The 19477-nt window shown below is 73.8% G+C and carries 17 protein-coding genes and 1 pseudogene; 9 read left to right on the top strand and 9 right to left on the bottom strand.

Annotation, left to right across the window (positions count from 1 at the left end):
* The first annotated feature begins 170 nt into the window (after window positions 1-170).
* Window positions 171-2115 (top strand): annotated as a pseudogene (locus ABZX65_RS24905) (peptidoglycan recognition family protein).
* A gap of 197 nt (window positions 2116-2312) precedes the next feature.
* Here the strand turns inward: ABZX65_RS24905 and ABZX65_RS24900 are convergent.
* The 3 genes from ABZX65_RS24900 to ABZX65_RS24890 form a co-directional block, all read right to left on the bottom strand.
* Window positions 2313-2813 (bottom strand): hypothetical protein, encoded by a 501-nt coding sequence (locus tag ABZX65_RS24900; protein ID WP_355344009.1) that lies wholly within the window; start codon window positions 2811-2813, stop codon window positions 2313-2315.
* Window positions 2814-2941: 128 nt separating this feature from the next.
* On the bottom strand, window positions 2942-5887 hold the full coding sequence (locus tag ABZX65_RS24895; RefSeq protein ID WP_355344006.1) for an AAA family ATPase: 2946 nt from the start codon (window positions 5885-5887) through the stop codon (window positions 2942-2944).
* A gap of 560 nt (window positions 5888-6447) precedes the next feature.
* On the bottom strand, window positions 6448-7080 hold the full coding sequence (locus ABZX65_RS24890) for a CGNR zinc finger domain-containing protein (RefSeq protein ID WP_355344003.1): 633 nt from the start codon (window positions 7078-7080) through the stop codon (window positions 6448-6450).
* 49 nt (window positions 7081-7129) lie between these two features.
* Between ABZX65_RS24890 and ABZX65_RS24885 the strand changes: the two genes are divergently transcribed.
* Together ABZX65_RS24885 and ABZX65_RS24880 are read left to right on the top strand one after the other, a co-directional pair.
* The gene (locus ABZX65_RS24885; protein WP_355344000.1) at window positions 7130-7783 is read left to right on the top strand and encodes a pyridoxal 5'-phosphate synthase; all 654 of its coding nucleotides are present in this window, start codon (window positions 7130-7132) and stop codon (window positions 7781-7783) included.
* Complete coding sequence (locus tag ABZX65_RS24880) at window positions 7780-8505, top strand: maleylpyruvate isomerase family mycothiol-dependent enzyme (RefSeq protein WP_355343997.1); 726 nt, start codon at window positions 7780-7782, stop codon at window positions 8503-8505. The genes ABZX65_RS24885 and ABZX65_RS24880 overlap by 4 nt, the downstream gene beginning before the upstream one ends.
* Window positions 8506-8596: 91 nt before the next feature.
* Here ABZX65_RS24880 and ABZX65_RS24875 read toward each other — a convergent pair whose 3' ends face one another.
* The 5 genes from ABZX65_RS24875 to ABZX65_RS24855 form a co-directional block, all read right to left on the bottom strand.
* Window positions 8597-8836, bottom strand: a complete 240-nt coding sequence (locus ABZX65_RS24875) for a DUF397 domain-containing protein (protein WP_093716245.1) — start codon at window positions 8834-8836, stop codon at window positions 8597-8599.
* A 97-nt stretch (window positions 8837-8933) separates the two neighbouring features.
* Window positions 8934-10100 carry a thiolase domain-containing protein gene (locus ABZX65_RS24870; protein ID WP_355343994.1) on the bottom strand — a complete coding sequence of 389 codons (1167 nt, stop codon included), beginning with the start codon at window positions 10098-10100 and terminating at the stop codon, window positions 8934-8936.
* Between the two features lie 3 nt (window positions 10101-10103).
* A complete protein-coding gene (locus tag ABZX65_RS24865; protein ID WP_355343991.1) occupies window positions 10104-11147 on the bottom strand; it encodes a thiolase domain-containing protein in 1044 nt (347 codons plus the stop codon).
* Window positions 11148-12119, bottom strand: a complete 972-nt coding sequence (locus ABZX65_RS24860; RefSeq protein ID WP_355343988.1) for an OB-fold domain-containing protein — start codon at window positions 12117-12119, stop codon at window positions 11148-11150. It lies immediately after the preceding gene.
* A 228-nt stretch (window positions 12120-12347) separates the two neighbouring features.
* On the bottom strand, window positions 12348-13151 hold the full coding sequence (locus ABZX65_RS24855; RefSeq protein WP_355343985.1) for a crotonase/enoyl-CoA hydratase family protein: 804 nt from the start codon (window positions 13149-13151) through the stop codon (window positions 12348-12350).
* Between the two features lie 198 nt (window positions 13152-13349).
* Between ABZX65_RS24855 and ABZX65_RS24850 the strand changes: the two genes are divergently transcribed.
* From ABZX65_RS24850 to ABZX65_RS24825, 6 genes are all read left to right on the top strand, one after another.
* A complete protein-coding gene (locus ABZX65_RS24850) occupies window positions 13350-14987 on the top strand; it encodes an acyl-CoA synthetase (RefSeq protein ID WP_355343982.1) in 1638 nt (545 codons plus the stop codon).
* A gap of 9 nt (window positions 14988-14996) precedes the next feature.
* Window positions 14997-15605: an isochorismatase family protein gene (locus tag ABZX65_RS24845; RefSeq protein ID WP_355343979.1), complete on the top strand. Its 609-nt coding sequence runs from the start codon at window positions 14997-14999 to the stop codon at window positions 15603-15605.
* A gap of 99 nt (window positions 15606-15704) precedes the next feature.
* Entirely contained in the window at window positions 15705-16274 is a 570-nt protein-coding gene (locus tag ABZX65_RS24840; protein ID WP_355343976.1) for a TetR/AcrR family transcriptional regulator, read from the top strand.
* Between the two features lie 116 nt (window positions 16275-16390).
* A complete protein-coding gene (locus tag ABZX65_RS24835) occupies window positions 16391-16978 on the top strand; it encodes a DUF4865 family protein (RefSeq protein ID WP_355343973.1) in 588 nt (195 codons plus the stop codon).
* Window positions 16979-17055: 77 nt separating this feature from the next.
* Window positions 17056-17556, top strand: a complete 501-nt coding sequence (locus ABZX65_RS24830; RefSeq protein ID WP_355343970.1) for a carboxymuconolactone decarboxylase family protein — start codon at window positions 17056-17058, stop codon at window positions 17554-17556.
* A complete protein-coding gene (locus ABZX65_RS24825; RefSeq protein WP_355343967.1) occupies window positions 17553-18542 on the top strand; it encodes a phosphotriesterase in 990 nt (329 codons plus the stop codon). Before ABZX65_RS24830 ends, ABZX65_RS24825 begins: the two co-directional genes overlap by 4 nt.
* Here the strand turns inward: ABZX65_RS24825 and ABZX65_RS24820 are convergent.
* Window positions 18539-19381, bottom strand: coding sequence for an endonuclease/exonuclease/phosphatase family protein (locus ABZX65_RS24820; protein WP_355344123.1), 843 nt, complete (start codon window positions 19379-19381; stop codon window positions 18539-18541). The two genes, ABZX65_RS24825 and ABZX65_RS24820, sit on opposite strands and share 4 nt — an antisense overlap.
* Between the last annotated feature and the right edge of the window lie 96 nt (window positions 19382-19477).

The following is a 19477-nucleotide window of genomic DNA, read 5'->3' as shown; positions in this document are numbered from 1 at the left end:
CCGCTGACGTGCGAAGACGGCCTCGTGTCCGGATGCCTGACGGATGGTTGACGGATGTTCCGGCAGCCGATACCTCTGTGGTGCCGATCGTTCGGCATCTCTTGGAGGAGGCTGCTTTGCGAGGATCCGCTCCCCCGTCCGACAGACGCCGTGGACGGCGCGCGCTGCGTATGGCCACGGCCGCCGCGGCTGCCGCCGCTCTGCTCCCGGTGTTCGGTGTCGCCCACGCGGCCGAGCCCGGCCCGAGTGCCGCGGGCTCGCTGCAACAGGCGTTCACGGACGCCGCCAAGGCGTACCACGTGCCGCAGAGCGTGCTGCTGGGCGTGTCGTATCTGGAGTCCCGCTGGGACGGCCACCAGGGCATGCCGAGTGTGACCGGCGGCTACGGGCCGATGCATCTGACCGACACCCGTACCGCCCTCGCGGACTTCCCGAGCAAGGGCATGGGGGACGGCGCGGACGACGGGCGCGGGGACGACACCCGGCCGATGATCAGTACGGCGACCGCGCAGGCGCCCGATCTGGCCGCGCTGCCCGCCTCGTACACCACGCTGGACCGCGCGGCGACGCTGACCGGGCTGTCGGCCGGTGCGCTGCGCGAGGACGCGGCGACGAATGTGGCGGGCGGCGCGGCGCTGCTCGCCGACACCCAGAAGTCGCTGGGCGAGCCGCTGAGTTCGGATCCCGCGGACTGGTACGCGGCGGTCGCCCGCTACTCCGGCGCCGACGACACGGCGACGGCCGCGGCCTTCGCCGACGACGTCTTCGACGTCCTGAAGCAGGGGCAGACGCGGACCACCGACGCCGGGCAGCGGGTCACGCTGGCCGCGGCTCCCGCGGTGAGGCCCGCGGCGGGCCAGGCCGCCAGGATCGGCCTGAAGCAGGTCAACGCGGCGGGGACGGAGTGCCCGAGCGGCCTGGGCTGCGAGTGGATTCCGGCGCCGTACGAGGACACCGGCGGCGGGGACTACGGCAACTACGACAAGGCCGACCGGCCGAACACCGAGAAGATCGACACGATCGTCATCCACGACACCGAGGGCTACTGGGACACCGCCCTCCAGCTCGTCCAGGACCCGACGTATCTGGCCTGGCACTACACCGTGCGCTCCTCCGACGGGCACATCGCCCAGCACCTGAACACCAAGGACGTCGGCTGGCACGCGGGCAACTGGTACACCAACTCCAAGTCCGTCGGCATCGAGCACGAGGGCTTCCTGACCGATCCGGGCACCTGGTACACGGAGTCGATGTACCGCACGTCCGCGCGGCTGGTGAAGTACCTGGCGGCGAAATACCACATCCCGCTGGACCGGCAGCACATCCTCGGGCACGACAATGTGCCGGGCCCGACCGCCTCGTACATCTCGGGAATGCACACCGACCCGGGCCCGTACTGGGACTGGGGTCACTACATGGCGCTGATGGGCGCCCCCCCTGCGCGCGACCGCCGGCGCCTGGGGCGGCGTGGTCACCATCGCCCCCGACTACGACACCAACCAGCCGGTCTACACCGGCTGTGTGACGGCCGCGGCGGTCTGTCCCGCGCACGGCTCCGACGCGGTCCGGCTGTACACGGCGCCGAGCGAGGACGCGCCGCTGGTCAAGGACATCGGGCTGCACGGCGCGACCGGCGCGAGCACCACGGGCGTCAATGACGTGGGCGCGCGGGCCTCCGCGGGCCAGCAGTTCGCGGTGGCCGAGCGGCAGGGCGACTGGACTGCGGTGTGGTACCTCGGCCAGAAGGCGTGGTTCCACAACCCGGCGTCGCGGCCGACGGCCGTCAACTCGATCGGCCTGGTGATCACCCCGAAGAAGGGGCTGGCGAGCATCCCGGTCTACGGCCGCGCGTACCCGGAGGCGGCGGCGTATCCGGCGGACGTGCCGGTGCAGGGCATCTTCCCGATGCCGTACGCGATCCCGGCCGGACAGCGGTACGTGGTCGGCAATGTGGTGCCGGGCGAGTACTTCTACTCGACCTCCTTCGACACCAGCAACCAGAAGGTGGTGCGCGGGAAGCAGCTCTACTACGAGATCCAGCTCGGCCACCGGGTGGAGTACGTGATGGCCTCCGACGTGACCTTGCTGCCGTCGGTGCTGGGCGCTCCGCGCTGAGTCCGCCGGGCCCGCGGCGGCGGGCCCGAGGGTAGCGGGGGAAGGGCGGCACCGGGATTCCGGTGCCGCCCTTCGCCGTGTCCTGTCGCGCCCGTGTCGCGAAGCGTGCGTGTGCCGAACCGTGCGTGTCCTGGGCGTACTGTCGCGTCCGCGTCCTGCGCGTCCGCCCCGCGGAAGGTGTGTGTGTACGCCGGGTCTCAGCCCGCCTGGAACATCTCCGCGGGCAGCGGCTTCAGAAGCTGGTACAGATCGTCGGTGATCGGCCGGTCCCAGGTGGCGATGGTGACCTGGACGCCGTCGCTGCGGTCGAACTGGGCGCAGGCGACCCGCGACTCGGAGATCTTGATCCGGCGCACGATCAGCAGGCTGTCGCCGTGCATCACGGGGGTGTCCTCGATCCCGGTGACCTCGGCCGGTTCGTCGTTGCCGAGCGCCGCGAGGAGCTGGGCGACCTCGAAGGGCACCTGGCCGTCGTCCAGCTCGCGGGCGGGCGAGCCGACCGGGAGGTTGCCGATCAGCATCGCGGGGCCGCGTCCGCCGAACAGGTCGTAGCGCAGATAGATGCCCTGGCAACTGCCGTCGGGGCCGGGCAGCAGCCCGGCGCCGAGGTCGCCGGGCCAGTCCCCCGGGTCCATCGCGAGGACATCGAAGTCCGGCCCGGTGGGCGTGGCTGCGCTACGGCGGCGGAGGAAGGACATGCCGCCATCGTACGGGTAGCGACCGCCGCCGGGGACCGGGCCCGCGCCCCTTCCGTGCCCTGGTCGCGTGCCGCCCCGGCCGGTGCGATCCCGTACGGCGGGCCGCCCCCGGGCCGCTCCCCCGGCCGTCAGCGACCGTAGGCGTCGTCGTCCGGCGGCGCGGGCGCCGTGGGGATTTTACGCAGGGCTTCCGGCAGCCCGGTGGGGTCGGTGCCGAGCTTGCGGTAGACGGCGTTCAGGGTGCGGACGACGTCGCGCTCGCCGGTGCCGAGGGCGGCGGCGATCCGGCGGTGGTCCTCGCTCTGTGCGGCGCGCAGGGCGGCGGCGTGCTCGCGGGCGGTGAGGGCGTCGGAGTCGGCCGAGTGCGGGTGCCGCGGGCGCAGCCCGGCCAGCTCCAGCTCCTGGCCGGCCCGGTCGGCCAGTCCGTCCGCGCCGCACGTCCGGGCGGTGTCGAGTCCGCGGTGGAGCTGTTCCGCGGCCCGCTCTGGCTGTCCCGCCCGGCGCAGCGCGGCGCCGTGGGCGACGAGCGAGCAGGCGAGCTGGTGCGCGGAGGGCGACTCCTCCAGCCGGTCGACGGACTCCTCCAGCAGCTTCAGCCCGTCCGGGCCGCCGGTGACCTCGGCGGCGACCCGCAGCGCGTGGCCGACGGCGGAGGCGGCGCCGAACTGGCGGGCGCGGGCGACGGCGTCCAGCGCGGTCGCCCTGGCCCGCTCGGGGGTGTCGTGCGCCTCGGCGAGCGCGAGGTGCAGTTGCCAGGGGCTCCAGGCGGGGTTGCGCATCCCGCGCGGGTCGAGCCTGCCGCCGACGCCGGTCAGTTCGGCGACGGCTTCTTTGTACCGCCCCTGGGCGAGCAGCAGTTCGCCGTGCACGGCCTGGGCGTCGGGGAAGGTGACGGCCGCGGGGAACGGCTCCCGGAAGTCGTACGCGGCGGCGAGCGCGACGGCTTCCTCGGTCCGGCCGCGGGCCAGCAGGATCTCGATGAGGACGGCCACCGAGTACCACTGGACGGGGGTGCCGCGGCCGACCCGCTCGGCCAGCCGCAGCCCGTCGCGGGCGAAGTCCTCGGCCTCCGCGAGCCGCCCGCGGCGGTAGCGCAGGTAGCCGAGCAGCAGATAGCCGAAGGACAGGTGGGCGCCGCGCCAGCCGTGCCGCTCGAAGCCCGCGATGCCGGTGGTGAACAGCTCCTCGGCGCGGCCCGGCTGGTCGGCGTACATGTAGGTCATGGCGACCAGGACGGGGACCTCGAAGCCCCAGCCCTCATTGGCCCAGGGCAGGCCGCCGTCCAAGGCGCGGCCCGCGTGGCGCAGGACGGTGGTCGTGGGCTCGCCGCGCAAGGTGGCGTCCCAGGCGCGCAGGCCGATGATGTACCGCTCGGTGAGGTCGCGGCCGGTGAGCCGGTCGGCGAGCCTGGCCAGCCGCCGGGAGCGGCTGGGCGAGTCGGGTTCGTCGGCGCGGAAGGCGTCCCACATGAACTGTTCCGCCTGCATCCGCAGCCTGGTGCGGGCGCCGGTGGCGGTACGGGCGGCGTGCGCGACGACGTCGGCGGCCTCGCCGAGCCGGTCGCTGTGGGCGAGGGACTGGGAGAGCCGGAAGACGATGCCGTCGCGCAGTTCGGGGTCGGTGATCGGCTCTTCGAGCGCGGCCCGCAGGTGGTTGACGGTGACCGAGGGCTCCAGGAGCTGGGAGGCGGAGCCCAGTTCGTAGAGCACGGCGGCCCGGTCCTCGGGCGGCGGGGGTTCGCGCAGGGCGCGGCCCAGGTACGCGCGGGCCGCCTCGGGGGCGCCCGCGCGCAGCGTCTCCCGTGCGGCGGCGCGCAGTTGGGCGACCACCCAGGGATCGCCCTCGGGGTGGGTCTCCAGCAGATGGCGGGCCGCGGCGGCCGGGCCGAGGCCCTCGTCGACCACCGACCAGGCGGCCTGACCGTGCAAGGCGACGCGTACGGCGTCCGGGATCGCCCGGTAGACGGCGGTGGCGATCAGCGGGTGGACGAACTCCAGGGTGCCACTGCCGGTGACGATACGGGCGTCGCGCAGCCGGTCGGCGCAGTCGGCGGCCTCCTCGCGGCCGAGTCCCGCGACGGTGGCGGCCAGCGTCGGGGAGATCTCCGTGCCGAGGACGGCGGCGGCCCAGGCGAGGCGGACGGTGGAGGGGCCCAGGCGTTCGAGCCGCGCGATCAGACCGCTGCCCTTGGCCGCGGCGGCCAGGTCGCGCAGCAGGTGGGCGCTGGACTCGTCGGGGCGCAGCCCCCGGTCGCGGACCTTCTCGGCCAACTCGACGGCTTCGAAGGGGTTTCCGGCGGTGACCGCCCAGCACTCGCGGCAGAACGCCTCGTCGGCGTGCGCGCCGACCGACTCCCTGATCAGGTGGCGGATGGCGGTCGCGGTGAGCGGTTCGAGGCCGATCGGGCGGTGTCCCGCCCGGCCGGGCAGGCCGCGGAACGACTCGGCGCCCGGCGGGAGTTCGTCCGGCCGGTAGGCGACGACGATGAGCAGCGCCAGTTCGTCGGCGCGCGGCGCGAAGGCGGCGAGCCAGTTGAGCGACTGCGGGTCGGCCCAGTGCGCGTCGTCCAACACCAGTACGACGGGCGCGCGTTGGACGGCGATGTGGGTGAGGACCCAGTCCAGGCCGTCGCGCAGACCCTGCGGGTCGGGGGCGGCGCCTTCCGCCGTGCACAGTCCGAGGGCCGGGCCGACGATGCCGTACCAACTGCCGAGCCTGGCGCGGATTTCCGTCTCCGGGGCTCCGACGAGCTGGGGTTGCAGCAGTTGCCGCGCGACGTGGAAGGCGACCTGCTGCTCCTGGTCGCCGCCGCGTGCGGACAGTACGGTGCAGCCGCGTTCCGCGGCCCTGCGGCGTACTTCGGTGAGCAGTGTGGTCTTGCCGAGGCCGGCGGACGCGGCGAAGGCGATGAGCCCGCCGTGCCGTTCGGCGGGGCGCGCGGCGATGCCCGCGTCCGTACCGGCGTCGTCGTCGGCGCCTAAGCCGGTGAGATCGCTCAACGCCTCGTCCACGGCGACGAGTTCGGCGTCTCGTTCGAGCAGCGCGCGCCGGTTGCGCGAGTGGCGCTGCGACATGGTCAACCCCCCTGCCTGCCGGTGGTGTGCGCCCGGCGCACGACATGCGGGGACGTGCAGGACGGACAGCCGACCGGTGGCCTCACAGCGTACGCCGTCGGCTCCGCTGTGTAAGGGGGACGGCCGTGCCGGTTCGCCACTGGCAGGGGACGTGACCGGCACGGCGGGAGCGGCGGCGACCTGGGAGATCTTCCCGCCGCCCAACACGGGCGAGACTGCCACGCGAGACGGTCGTCCCACCAGGCACCGCAGTCCCCGCACCGCACTGGAGCACCCGTGCGCCCCATGTGCGCCCCCCTTACCCGCCGTAACGCGCCGTCTCGTCCGCGGGTCCTGCCGTACGCCCCTCGTGCGCGCGTCAGCCCCCGCGGGATGTCGGCGCCTCTCGCTCATCGGCTCGCCGCGCACCTCAATCCGACGCGGGCCCCACTCGCCGCGCACCTCAATCCGACGCGGGCCCCAACTCGCCCCGCGCCTCAGCTCGACGCGGGCCTCGACTCGAGCCGGCCTCGACTCGGCGCGCACACCGGCTCGATCCGCGCGTCACCCCCTCCCTCCGGTCAACTCCCCTGCCCAGCCCGCTCCTCGCGCTGCCGCGCGTGATGGCGGGCGACGCGGGCGCGGTTGCCGCAGGACGGTTTGCACCACTCCTGGCGGGCGTGCTCCTTGACGAAGTAGCGGACGCAGCGCGGGGCGGGGCAGGCGCGCAGCAGCACGCGCTCGGGTCCGGCGAGGAAGGCGATGGCGGCGCGGGCGAGGGCGGCGGCCAGCCGGTCGGCCGGAGCCGCGTCGGCGGACACGGTGTGAGCCGCCGCGGGTTCCGCGCCGTCCGGCCAGTCCAGGCGCGGGGCGACGGGGACCAGGGCGGACGCGGTGTTCAGCCGGTCGAGCGCCTGCCGGGCCGACGGCAGTCGTCCGGCGTCCGCGCGGCTGGGCGGACCGGGCAGCACGGCGCGGGCGAAGAGCGCGCGGACCGCCGTACGCACCGCGACGACGGCGGTGCGCGCGGCCTCGTCGGCGGTGAACCGCGCCGCCGAGCCCGGCACTTCACCGAGAACGCCGCTGAGCGCGTCGGCGTGCTCGCGCACCCACCGGGTCAGTCCGGCGGGGTCCGCGAGGTCGTCGGCGACGCCGCCGTGGCCGTCGTGCCGGATGGTGACGGCGAGGTCGAGCGCGAGATGATCACCGGTCATGCCCTAATGCTATCGTCGCCATAAGCCATTAACGACTGAGGGGGTACCTGTGTCCGACCTCCGCGAGATCCTGCGCGGTCTCGATGTGTTCGACGGCGACCTGCCGCCTTTCGACATCGCGGAACTGCCCGCGGATCCGCATGAGTTGTTCATCGAGTGGCTGCTGGCGGCCGTCGCGGCCGGGGTCCGCGAACCGCACGCCATGACGGTCTCCACGCTGGGCGCCGACGGCGACCCCGCCGCCCGCGTGCTCATCGTCAAGAACGTGTCGGCGGCGGGCTGGGAGTTCGCCTCCGACACCGGCAGCCGCAAGGGCCGCGAACTGGCCGCCCACCCCGCGGCGGCGCTCACCTTCTACTGGTCGCCGCTCGCCCGCCAGGTGCGGATTCGCGGCCGGGTCGAGACCGCGGGCCCCGAGGCGAGCGCGGCGGACTTCCTGGCGCGCTCCCCCGGCGCCCGCGCCGAAGCGCTGCTCGGCCGCCAGAGCGCACCCCTGACCGACCTCGCCACCCGCGACGCGGCTGTGCGGGAGGCCGCGGGGCGGATCGAGCGCGACCCGGACCTGGTGGCCCCCGGCTGGGCGCTCCACACGCTGCGCGCGGACAGTGTCGAGTTCTGGCAGGGCGACCGCGACCGCAGACACACCAGAGTCAACTACGTCCGCACCGAGGGTGGTTGGGAGCGAGGTCTGCTGTGGCCGTGACCGGACCCACGACCGGCCCGACGGCCGGAGGACCCGCGCTCGCGGCTGTGCTCGACGCGGGGCAGACCCGGCTGCGCACGCTGCTCGACGGTCTCGACGACGCCGCCGTCCGCGCCCCCAGCGCGCTGCCAGGCTGGACCCGCGGCCATGTCCTGACGCATATCGAGGGCGTCGGCCTCGCGCTGGCCCGGCAGGCGCGCTACGCGCTGCGCGGCAAGCTGATCGAGGTGTACGACGGCGGTCGCAGCGGCCGGGACGCGGCCATCGAGGCCGGGCACGGCCGCTCCGCACCGGTGCTGACCGCCGCGCTCGGCGACGCGCTGGACGAGATCGAGGCGTCCTGGGCCGCGGTCGGCCCGGACGACTGGGACCGGCCGGTGAGCTACCGCGACGGCACGGTGACCACGGCGGGGCTCGCCTGGTGGCGCGAGCTGGAGATCCACACGGCGGACGCGCTGCTCGGCCCGACCCCGGCGGACTGGTCCCCCGAGTTGTGTACGCACCTGGTCGACTTCCTGTCCGCGCGGGTGCCGGACGGGATACGGCTCACGCTTGGCACGCCGGGGGACGCGGCGGACGACACCTGGTCGTTCACGCGGGGCCAGGGCACACCCGTGCTCGTACGGGGTCGGCTGACCGACCTGGCGGCCTGGCTGGCCGGACGGGTGCCGCCGCGGGCGCTGACCGGCGATCCGCTGCCGACGCTGGGCAGTTGGCCGTAGCGGGCCCGCTGACCACGGTGACCCGCGGCGGGCGGCGGAAGCCTCCCGGCCGCGGGTGGGCGGCGGCCGATGCCGTCCGCCCGTGCTGGGCTCAGGTGAGGTCGAACTCGCCGTCCCGCGCGCCCAGTACGAAGGCGCGCCACTCGGCGGGGGTGAAGATCAGGGCGGGCCCGTCGGGGTTGCGCCCGTCCCGCATCGCGATGTAGCCCTCGACAAAGGCGATCTGTACGTCGCCGGTGCCCTGGCTGCTGGAAAGCCACTCCGCGTCCGTCAAGTCGACCTGCGGCTTCTTCCCGTTGGCCAACGGCTGTCCGATGGTGCTTTCGGCCACGTCCGCTCTCCTCCTACGTCGTCGTCCGTCCTCCAGCCTATCCACCGGATCCGGAGCCCGCACAAGTCCGCGGAAACCACCCGGCGCACGGTGTACTTCAGGTAGTGGGGGGCTCGCTGCCCACCACCCACATGGAGAAGAACTGCGACCCGCCGCCGTAGGCGTGTCCCAGGGCCCGCCTGGCGCCGGGGACCTGGTGCTCCCCGGCCTCGCCGCGTACCTGAAGGGCCGCCTCGGCGAAGCGGATCATGCCGGACGCGCCGATCGGGTTGGTGGACAGCACGCCGCCCGAGGGGTTGACCGGCAGGTCGCCGCCCAGCTCCGTGACGCCGGACTCGGTGAGTTTCCAGCCCTCGGCCTCGTCGGCGAAGCCCAGATTCTCCAGCCACATCGGCTCGTACCAGGAGAAGGGCACGTACATCTCGACGGCGTCGATCTCGCGGCGCGGCGCGGTGATCCCGGCCTGCCGGAAGACGTCGGCCGCGCAGTCCCGGCCGGCCCGCGGGCTGACGTAGTCCTTGCCCGCGAACATCGTGGGTTCGCTGCGCATGGCGCCGCCGTGCATCCAGGCGGCCGGTCGCGGCGCCCGGTCCGCGCCCGCGGTGTCGGTGAGCACCATCGCGCAGGCGCCGTCGGAGGACGGGCAGGTCTCGGAGTAGCGGATCGGGTCCCAGAGCATCGGCGAGGAGCGCACCTTCTCCAGGGTGATGTCGGTCTCGTGCAGGTGCGCGTAGGGGTTGAGCAGGGCGTTGCGGCGGTCCTTGTAGGCGACGAGCGAGCCGACGGCGGCGGGCGCTCCGGTACGGCGCATGTAGGCGCGCACGTGCGGTGCGAAGAAGCCGCCCGCGCCCGCCAGCAGCGGCTGCTGGAAGGGGATCGGCAGCGACAGGCCCCACATGGCGTTGGACTCCGACTGCTTCTCGAACGCGACGGTCAGCACGGTGCGGTGGACGCGTGCGGCGACCAGTCCTGCGGCGACCAGCGCGGTGGAGCCGCCGACCGAACCCGCGGTGTGCACCCGCAGCATCGGTTTGCCGACCGCGCCGAGCGCGTCGGCCAGATACAGCTCCGGCATCATGACGCCCTCGAAGAAGTCGGGCGCCTTGCCGATCACGACGGCGTCGACGTCCGCCCAGTCCAGTTCGGCGTCGTCGAGCGCGCGGCGGGCGGCCTCGCGGACGAGTCCCGCGATGGACACGTCGTGGCGCGCGGCGACGTGTTTGGTCTGGCCGACGCCGACGACGGCCACGGGCTCCTTGGGCATGGGTTACTCCCCTTCCAGGACGGCCACGAGATTCTGCTGGAGGCAGGGGCCCGAGGTGGCGTGGGCCAGTGCGCGGTCCGAGTCGCCGCGGTGGATGCGGGCCGCCGCCTCGCCGAGCCTGATCAGCCCGGCGGCCATCATCGGATTGGCGGCGAGCGGCCCGCCGGAGGGGTTGACGGCCACGTCGGGGCCGAGCCGCAGCACCTTGCGCAGGACGACCTCCTGCGAGGTGAAGGGCGCGTGCAGCTCCGCGGTGTCCACGGGCGCGTCGAAGGCTCCGGCCCGCTCGGCCGCGAGCCGCGTCGAGGGCGAGTCGGTGAGGTCGCGGACGCCGAGCGAGGGGGCCTCGATGCGGTGGTCCATGCCCCGGATCCAGGCGGGCCGCGCGCACAGCCGCCGGGCGGTGTCCCCCGCCGCGAGCACCACGGCCGCGGCCCCGTCGCCGACCGGCGGGCAGTCGGCGCGGCGCAACGGGCGTACGACATAGGGGTCGTCGGCTGCGGGCGCGGTGGTGAGCTGCGCGTTCGGGTTGGTGCGGGCGGCGGCGCGGCTGCGGGCGGCGATACCGGCCAGCTCGCGCTCGTCGGTGGCTCCCGCGTCGATCAGCGCCCGGGCCTGGAGGGCGGCGAGCGCGACGGAGTCGGGCCACAGCGGCGCCATGTAGTACGGGTCGAGCTGCCGGGTGAGGACCGAACGCAGGTCGCCGGGCGAGGACTTGCCGTAGGAGTAGACGAGCGCGGTCTCGGCCTCGCCGGTGAGGATCCGCACCCACGCCTCGTACAGCGCCCAGGCGCCGTCGGTCTCGACGTGGGACTCGGAGATCGGCGGCCAGGCGCCGACGCCGTCCAGCGCCATGGTGAAGGAGAAGGCGCGTCCCGCGAGGTAGTCGGCGGAGCCCGAGCAGGTGAAGTCGATCTCGCTGGTGGCCAGTCCGGTCTGCCCGAGCGCGTCGTGCAGGACGGGCATCAGCAGTTCGACCTCGGAGACCTCGTCGGTGCGCGCGCGGTGGCGGGACTGCGCGAAGGCGACGATGGCGACGTCGGGCATCTAGACCAGCTCCCGGTAGGTGTCGTATTCGGCGTCCGGTTCCCCGGTGGGGCGGTAGTGGTCGGGGTAGCGTCCGCCCTCGGTCCAGACCGCCTCCACCCGCAGGCCCATCCGCACCTGGTCGTACGGCATTCCGGCGATCCGTCCGTGCAGCGGGAGGTCGGCGCCGTCGAGCGCGATGTGCGCGTAGACGTACGGGACTTCTATGTCCATGGCCTTCAGGTGGGCGCTCTTGATGTTGACGATGCAGAAGGTGGTGACTGTGCCGCGCGGGCCGACCTCGACCTCTTCCTCGGTGGCGACGCCGCAGGTGGGGCAGGCGCCGCGCGGCGGGACGTAGACCTTGCGGCAGGACGGGCAGCGCTCGCCGACGATCCGCCGGTCCTCGGCGGCGCGCAGGTAGCCGGTCTGGGCGCGGCCGGGCGAGTAGGTGTAGTCGAGGCGGGCGGGGGCGACGATGCCGGTGACGGGGTCGGTGAAGACGCCGTCGTGGGCGGTGGCCGCGCCGCGCGTACGGCCGTCGTCGTACGGCTCGAAGCAGGCGATGTCGGTGATGGCGCCCTGGCGTTGCCCGGCCCAGCGGATCGCGACGCGCATGCCGGTGCTGACGTCCTCGGGCGCGGCGGCGTCGAGCGCGTGCAGCAGGGCGGTGTCGGCGCCGTCGAGGCGGACCAGGACCCAGGCGAAGGGCGTGGCCAGCGGCTGGTTGGGGCGCGGGTCGGGATTCCAGGCCCAGGTGGTGACGGTGCCGGTGGCGCCGACCTCGACCAGGTCGCGCACCTCGGCCGCGGTGACCGGGTCGTACTCGACGGGGGGTACGAGGACGCGGCCTTCGGCGGTCCGCACGCCGAGCACGGTGCGCTCGCGCAGCCCGGTGAGGAAGGCGCTCTGCACGGGGCCGAGCGAGCGGGTGAAGGGGAATTCCACGACGAGCGGGGCGCTGAGCACGTCCGGTGCGTGGCCTGGTGTCATGGGCTGGCCTCCTGGGGTGGGGCGGCTCGTCGGGGGTGGTGCGCGGTGGCTGTCCGAGCGCGGTGGGCGTCCGGTGCCGGGGGGGTTCAGGTGCCCGGGTTCAGGCGCCGGGGGTTCAGGTGCCCGGGTTCAGGCGCCGGGGGTTCAGGTGCCCGGCTTCAGGGGCCGGGGTTCAGGGGCCGGGGTTCAGGGGCCGGGGTTCAGGGGCCGGGGTTCAGGGGCCGGGGTTCAGGCGCGGCGGAAGACCGGCTGCCGCTTCTCGGCGAAGGCGCGCGGTCCTTCCTTCGCGTCGGCGGTGGCGAACAGCGGCCAGCCGCGCTCGAGTTCGAGTTTCAGCCCCTCGGTCTCGGGCAACTCCGCGGTGTCGTAGACGCTGGCCTTGACGGCCTCGACGGCGAGCGGGCCGTTGGCGTTGATCAGCTCCGCGGTCTCCATGGCCCGGTCCAACGCGGTCCCGTCGGGCACGACATGGCCGATCAGGCCGATGTCGCGGGCCTCGTCGGCGCTGTACGGGCGTCCGGTGAGCAGCATCTCCAGCGCGTGGGTGCGGGCGATCTGCCGGGTGAGCCGTACGGTCGAGCCGCCGATCGGGAAGAGGCCGCGACGGACCTCGAACAGGCCGAAGACCGCGCTCCGTCCCGCGATCCGGATGTCGGTGCCCTGGAGGATCTCGGTGCCGCCCGCCACGCACGGTCCTTCGACCGCGGCGATCACGGGTTTGCGCGGCCGGTGGTGCCGGAGCATCGCCTTCCAGTGCAGATCGGGGTCGTCCTTCAGCCGGGCCCGCGCCCGCGTGGCGGTCTCGTCGGCGCCCTCCGACAGCGCTTTGAGGTCCATCCCGGCGCAGAAGGCGCCGCCCGCTCCGGTCAGCACGATCGAGCGGATCGCGTCGTCCTCGTCGGCCTCGACCCAGCCGTCGTACAGCCCGACGAGCATCGGCAGCGAGAACGCGTTGCGCGCCCGCGGCCGGTTCAGGGTGAGGACGAGGGTGGCGCCCGCACGCTCCACGGTGAGGTGTTCCGTACCGCCCATCACGGTGCTCCTTCCGTCCGGTACTGGAACAGGTTGCAGTAGCCGCAGGCCGGGGACAAGGGTTTTCTGACTACTCGTCAGATTTGTTGGACGGGAGCCCTTCCCACCGCACGCCCGGACCGCTCTAATGACCGCGAGTCCACCGCCACTTCACCTTCACCGACGACCGACGCGGGACCGCGCGGGACGGGAGACGCCGTGGAGTACAACCTTGCCGACCTCTTCGAGTCGGTCGTCGACGCCGTACCGGACCGGGAGGCGCTGGTGTACGTCGACCACCCCGGCACCGGATCCGAGCGGCGGCTGACGTACGCGCAACTCGACGCGGCGGCCAACCGGCTCGCCCACCACCTCCTCGCGGCCGGGCTGCGCCCCGGCGAACACGTCGGACTGCACCTCTACAACGGGGTCGAATACCTCCAGACCGCCTACGCCTGCCTCAAGGCCCGCCTGGTGCCGGTCAACGTCAACTACCGCTATGTGGCCGAGGAGTTGGTCTACCTCTACCGGGACGCCGACCTCGCGGCGCTGGTCTTCGACGCCGAGTTCACCGACCGCGTGGCCGCGGCCCTGCCGCAAGCCGACCGGCTGCGGCATCTGATCCGGGTGGGCGGCCCGCCCGCCGCCGAGGACGCGGAATCCGCCCTGGAGACGGTGGAGTTCGCCGACGCGGTGGCCGCGGAATCGTCCTTACGCGACTTCGGCCCGCGGTCGGCCGACGACCAGTTCGTCATCTACACCGGCGGCACGACCGGCATGCCCAAGGGCGTGATGTGGCGTCAGGAGGACCTGTTCTTCTCGGGGATGGGCGGCGGCGCCCCGACCGGTGAGCCGGTCAAACGGCCGGAGGAACTGGCGGAGCGGGTCGCGGCCGGCGGCGAGGGCCTGGTCTTCTTCCCCACCCCGCCGCTGATGCACGGCACGTCCACGCTCACCGCCTTCATCGGCTTCCACTTCGGCCAGAAGGTGGTGATCCACCGGAAATTCGTGCCGGAGGAGGTGCTGCGCACCATCGCGAAGGAACGAGTCACCAGTGTCTCGCTGGTCGGCGACGCGATGCTCAGGCCGCTCGCCGACGCGCTGGCCGGACCGCTCCAAGGCACCGACTGCTCCTCGCTGTTCACCCTGTCCAGCTCGGGCGCGGTGATGTCGCAAACGGTCAGGAACCAGTTCCAGTCGCTGGTGCCCGGGGTGCTGATCCTCAACAACTTCGGCTCGTCGGAGTCCGGTTTCAACGGCACCGCGACGGCCGACGCGGGCCCCGACCGCGGCTTCCGCATCTCGGTCGACTCGCACATCGCGGTGGTCGACCCGGCCACGCTCGAACCGGTGACCGGCGCGGCGCCCGGCCGTATCGCGCTGCGCGGCCACGTACCGCTCGGCTATTACAACGACCCCGCCGCGTCCGCGGCGACCTTCTTCCGGCGGGACGGCGAACGCTGGGTACTGCTCGGCGACATGGCCACCGTGGACGAGGACGGCGTGGTGACGGTGCTCGGGCGGGGCTCGCAATGCATCAACACCGGTGGCGAGAAGGTCTATCCGGAGGAGGTCGAGGAGGCGCTCAAGGCGCATCCCGACGTCTACGACGCGCTGGTGGCGGGGGTGCCGGACGAGCGCTGGGGCCACCGTGTGGCGGCGGTGGTGCAGCCGCGCGACGGGGCGGACCCGCTCACCCTCGAGGACGTGCAGGCGCACTGCCGTGCGCGGCTGGCCGGGTACAAGATTCCGCGCAGTCTGGTGGTGACCGACCGCATCCAGCGCTCCCCCAGCGGCAAGGCCGACTACCGGTGGGCCCGTTCGATCGTCGTACAGGGGGCCGGATCCGGCGGGTAGGGTCCGATCATGACCGTACATGATCACCAACGCGGCGCCGGGCGGAACTCCGGCCGCGAGTCGCCGCATGCGCCGCACTCCGCCCTGTCCCCGCTCTCTCCCGGCCTCGATCCGGCCCGCACCGCGCTGGTGCTGGTCGACCTCATGGACCGGATCGTCGCGTTACCCCTGGCTCCGCACAGCGGGCCCGACGTGCTCACCGCCGCGTGCGGCCTCGCCGCGTCCTTCCGGGACGCGGGCGCGACGGTCGTCGCCGTCCGCGCGCAGCGCACCGGCCCCGCGGAACAGCCGCCGGGCAGCGGCCTGGTGGAGGGCGTGGCGCGGGACGGCGACCTGCTCGTCGTGAAGCGGACCGTCGGCGCCTTCCACGACACCGGCCTCCACGACCGGCTCCAAGAGCGCGGCATCGACACCCTCGTCCTGGCCGGGATAGCCACCAACATGGGCGTGGAGTCCACCGCGCGGGCCGCCGCCGACCACGGCTACCGGCTGGTCTTCGCCGAGGACGCGATGTCCGGCCTCACCGCCGCCGAGCACCAGGCGACGGTCTCCCTCGACTTCCCCCGGTTCGGCACCGTCGTCTCCGCCGCGGAGGTGGAATTCGCCGGTCCCGGCTGAACCCGCCGGTCTTGGGGAACCTAGGAGTGGCGGCGGGGTGGCCCGCCGCCTTCTTTTTCACCCTGGTTTCTGTACCTACTAGTATGTACACTCGGTTCCATGGACACGGCGGAGCGGTTGATCGAGAGCGCCCAGGAGCTGCTCTGGGAGCGGGGCTATGTCGGGACCAGCCCGAAGGCCATACAGGACCGGGCGGGTGCCGGGCAGGGCAGCATGTACCACCACTTCCGGGGCAAGCCGGACCTCGCGGTGACCGCGATGCGGCGCAGCGCCGCGCAGCTCAGGGCGCAGGCCGAGGAGCAACTGGCGGGCGGCGAGACGGCCGTGGAGAAGGCGCTGGCGTATCTGCTGCGCGAGCGCGACGCCCTGCGCGGCTGCCGGGTCGGCCGGATGGCCATGGACCCGGACGTCATCGACAGCGCGGAGCTGCGACAGCCGGTGGCGGAGACCTTCGGCTGGCTGTGCGACCGGCTCGCCGGGATCATCGCCGACGGCATGGACAGCGGCGAGCTGCGGCCGGGCCTGGATCCGTACGACACGGCCGCCGCGATAGTCGCCGTCGTCCAGGGCGGTTACGTCCTGGCCCGCGCCGCCGACTCGCAGGAGCCGTTCGACCGGGCGGTACGGGGTGCCACGGCGCTGCTGACGGCGGCGCGTACGGCGTCCTGACCACCGCCGCCCTGCCCCGCTTCTCGACCCGACACCTGACAGGACCCGTCCCGCCGCACGACGGCGGCGCACCGCTCCGAGGCGGCGCCGCGGCACTCATGGGGGAGCCACCGACCATGCTCGCGATGAACTACCGCATCACCCTGCCCGCCGACTACGACATGGGGATCATCCGGCACCGGGTGGCGACCCGCGGCCACCTCCTGGACGACTTCCCCGGCCTGGGCGTCAAGGCGTACCTCATACGTGAGCGCGGGGTCGAGGACTCGCCGGTCAACCAGTACGCCCCGTTCTATCTGTGGAACACCCCGCAGGGCATGAACGGCTTCCTGTGGGGTCCCGGTTTCCAGGGGATCGTCAGCGACTTCGGACGGCCGGTGGTCGAGCACTGGACCGGGCTCGGCTTCGCGCGCGGACCGTCCTTCGGCGCCGTTCCGCGCGCGGCGGCCAGGCGGGCGTGGCCGCTGGACCCGGGCGCCGAGCCCGCCGCCGTGATCAGTGCCGCGCTCGCGGAACTGCCGGAGCTGGCCGCACGCCCCGGCGCGCACAGCGTCGCGCTCGCCGTCGACCCCCGGCGGTGGGAGCTGCTGCGCTTCACCCTGTGGGAACAGACGGCCCCGCCCGCCCCCGGCGAGGAGCGGTACGAGGTGCTGCGTCTGTCGGCACCGGAGTTGGACACGATCGAGACGGGACAGCAGTGGTGACCACCCCTACGGCTGATACGGCGCGTACATCCCCAACGGTTCCTACGGCCCGTACGGTCCCTGCGGCCCCTACGACGATGACGCCGAGCACGATCGACCGGGACGCGGGCTACCGGCTGCTGGCCGAAATGGCGGGCCCCTCCACCGTCGAGTCCACCCTCACCGGCCTCGACTCGCTCGCCCCCGGCTTCCCCGACTGGATCGTCACCGCCCTCTTCGGCGGCACCTACCAGCGCGAGGGGCTGGCCCTGCGGGACCGGCAGATCGCCAATCTGGCGGCGCTGACCGCGATCGGCGGGGTCGAGCCGCAGCTCGACGACCATGTCCGCAACAGCCTGCGGATCGGCATGTCCCCACGCGAGATCGTGGAGGTGATGGTGCACCTCGCACCGTACGCGGGCGTGCCGAGGGCGTTGGCCGGGCTGCGGGTGGCGGCCGGCGTCTTCGAGGACGGGGCGGGCGGCACGGGCAGCGCGGACTGCGCGGGCGATTCGGGTGGCGCGGGCGATTCCGGCGATTCCGGCGATGCGGGCAACGCGGACGACGCCGACGGCACAGCGCCGGGCGGTGCGCGATGAGCGGGCGGTCCGGGACGAGGGCGGTGCGTACGGTCCTCGGGGACATCGCGCCCGACCGGCTCGGGGTGTGCGACGCCCACGACCATCTCTTCCTGCGCATGCCCGCGCTCGCCGGACAGGAGCTGGACGATCCGGCGGCGGCCGGGGCCGAGTTGGCCGCATTCCGGGCGCTCGGCGGGGCGGCGGTCGCCCAGTGGACGCCGTTCGGCCTCGGGCGGCGAGCGGTCGAGCTGCCCGCGCTGTCGCGGACCTCGGGCGTGCACGTCGTGGCGGCGACCGGACTGCACCAGGCCGCCCACTACGCGCCCGAGCTGGTGGAGCGGCTGCGCGCGGACGGCCTGGCCGGCTTCTTCACCGCCGAGCTGACCCGGGGGCTGCTCGACGGCGACGATCCGGACGGCCCGCGCGGCACCGCGAGGGCGGGCATGATCAAGGTCGCCGGGATGTTCCACGGCCTCGACGGCCACGCCCGGCGGGTCCTGGCGGCGGCGGCCGAGGCCCACCACGCCACGGGTGCGCCGATCGGCGTCCACCACGAGCTGGGGACCGCCGCGGTCGATGTCCTCGGCGTACTCCACGGCGAGGAGGGCGTGCCCACCGCCAGCGTCCTGCTCGGCCACCTCAACCGCTTCCCCGATCCGGGCGTCCACCGCGAGCTGGCCGCCTCCGGCGCGTTCCTCGCCTTCGACGGCCCCTCACGCGCCAACCACGCCACCGACTGGCGGCTGATCGACTGCCTGGTCGCGCTCGCCGAGGCCGGCCACACCGCGCAGCTCCTGCTCGGCGGCGACACCACGACGGCCGCCGCCCGCTCCTCGACCGGCGGCGGTCCGGGGCTGCCCTACCTCCTGCGTACGCTCCGGCCGCGCCTGGAAAGGGAGTTGGGCACAGCGGCGGCCGAGGCGGTCTTCGTGACCAACCCGGCGCGGGCGCTGTCCGCCGAATGGCTCGACGGGGGCGGGACCACGGGCGCCGACAGGCCCTAGCGCGGGTCCGGTCGGCCGCCGGTCGCCGCGCCCTGGGCCAGGTCGGCGACCACGGCCGCGTGGTCGGAGGGCCAGACGCCGTCGACCGGGCGGTCACCGGCCCGGTGGGTGCGCTGGACGGCGCCGCGCGTGCCCCCGGCCGTCGGCATGCCGACGAAGATGTAGTCGAGGCAGGTGGGCCGGTTGCCGAAGTTGGCCGCGTCCTGCTGGGTGATGTCCCACGTGCCGTTCGGCAGGGCGGGGTCGGCGAACCGCCAGGCGTCGACCAGCACGAGCCCCGGAACGGCGGGCGCCGTCCGGTAGCCGCCCATCAGCCGGATCTCGTCGAAGTCCGGTTCCGCGTTGAAGTCCCCGGTGACGACGGGCGGATGCCCGCCGGTCGACCGCTCGGCCACGAAGGCGGCCAGCTCCCGCACCTGGAGGCAGCGGACCGCGGAGTCGGCGGCCCCGGAGTTGAGGTGGGTGGTGAAGAAGGGCAGCGGGCCGCCGGGCGCGTCGATCAGCGTGTGCAGCGCCGTCTTGCCGTCGTCGGCGGCGGAGCCCGCGGGCAGCCGACGCTCGGCGGTCTCCAGGATCGGGTGGCGGCTGAGCACCGCGACCCCGACGTCGACGGTGGTGTCACCGCCGTTGCGCCCGTGCCAGCGGTCCTGCACCGGGGCGCGCGACCAGGCCCACTCCATGCCCAGCTCGTCCGCCAGCCACCCGGCCAGATTCTCGTCCGCGCTCCCCCACACCTCCTGGAGGCCCACGACGTCCGGCCGGACGTCGGCCAGCGTCCGCACGATCGCGTCCCGCCGCTCGCGCCAGTTCCCGAACCGCCACCAGAGATTCCAGGTCATGACGCGGGTGGTGTCCGCCGACCCGGAGCCGCTGCCGGAGCCGCCGCTGGAGCCGCCGTCGAAGCCCGTGTCCGAGCCGCTGCCGATATCCACTCG

Origin of the sequence: Streptomyces sp. NPDC003300 (assembly GCF_040610915.1) — a bacterium.
GTDB lineage: Bacteria > Actinomycetota > Actinomycetes > Streptomycetales > Streptomycetaceae > Actinacidiphila.
Note: the sequence above shows the minus strand (reverse complement) of the source record. Positions and strands in the feature narration are given on the sequence as shown.

What these genes read in the sequence shown, in the direction of transcription:
- ABZX65_RS24830 (WP_355343970.1), top strand. Translation starts at nt 17,056, where the DNA reads ATGACGCCGAGCACGATCGACCGGGACGCGGGCTACCGGCTGCTGGCC.
- ABZX65_RS24835 (WP_355343973.1), top strand. Translation starts at nt 16,391, where the DNA reads ATGCTCGCGATGAACTACCGCATCACCCTGCCCGCCGACTACGACATG.
- ABZX65_RS24900 (WP_355344009.1), bottom strand. Translation starts at nt 2,813, where the DNA reads ATGTCCTTCCTCCGCCGCCGTAGCGCAGCCACGCCCACCGGGCCGGAC.
- ABZX65_RS24855 (WP_355343985.1), bottom strand. Translation starts at nt 13,151, where the DNA reads ATGGGCGGTACGGAACACCTCACCGTGGAGCGTGCGGGCGCCACCCTC.
- ABZX65_RS24840 (WP_355343976.1), top strand. Translation starts at nt 15,705, where the DNA reads ATGGACACGGCGGAGCGGTTGATCGAGAGCGCCCAGGAGCTGCTCTGG.
- ABZX65_RS24895 (WP_355344006.1), bottom strand. Translation starts at nt 5,887, where the DNA reads ATGTCGCAGCGCCACTCGCGCAACCGGCGCGCGCTGCTCGAACGAGAC.
- ABZX65_RS24890 (WP_355344003.1), bottom strand. Translation starts at nt 7,080, where the DNA reads ATGACCGGTGATCATCTCGCGCTCGACCTCGCCGTCACCATCCGGCAC.
- ABZX65_RS24820 (WP_355344123.1), bottom strand. Translation starts at nt 19,381, where the DNA reads ATGACCTGGAATCTCTGGTGGCGGTTCGGGAACTGGCGCGAGCGGCGG.
- ABZX65_RS24865 (WP_355343991.1), bottom strand. Translation starts at nt 11,147, where the DNA reads ATGCCCGACGTCGCCATCGTCGCCTTCGCGCAGTCCCGCCACCGCGCG.
- ABZX65_RS24845 (WP_355343979.1), top strand. Translation starts at nt 14,997, where the DNA reads ATGACCGTACATGATCACCAACGCGGCGCCGGGCGGAACTCCGGCCGC.
- ABZX65_RS24825 (WP_355343967.1), top strand. Translation starts at nt 17,553, where the DNA reads ATGAGCGGGCGGTCCGGGACGAGGGCGGTGCGTACGGTCCTCGGGGAC.
- ABZX65_RS24870 (WP_355343994.1), bottom strand. Translation starts at nt 10,100, where the DNA reads ATGCCCAAGGAGCCCGTGGCCGTCGTCGGCGTCGGCCAGACCAAACAC.
- ABZX65_RS24860 (WP_355343988.1), bottom strand. Translation starts at nt 12,119, where the DNA reads ATGACACCAGGCCACGCACCGGACGTGCTCAGCGCCCCGCTCGTCGTG.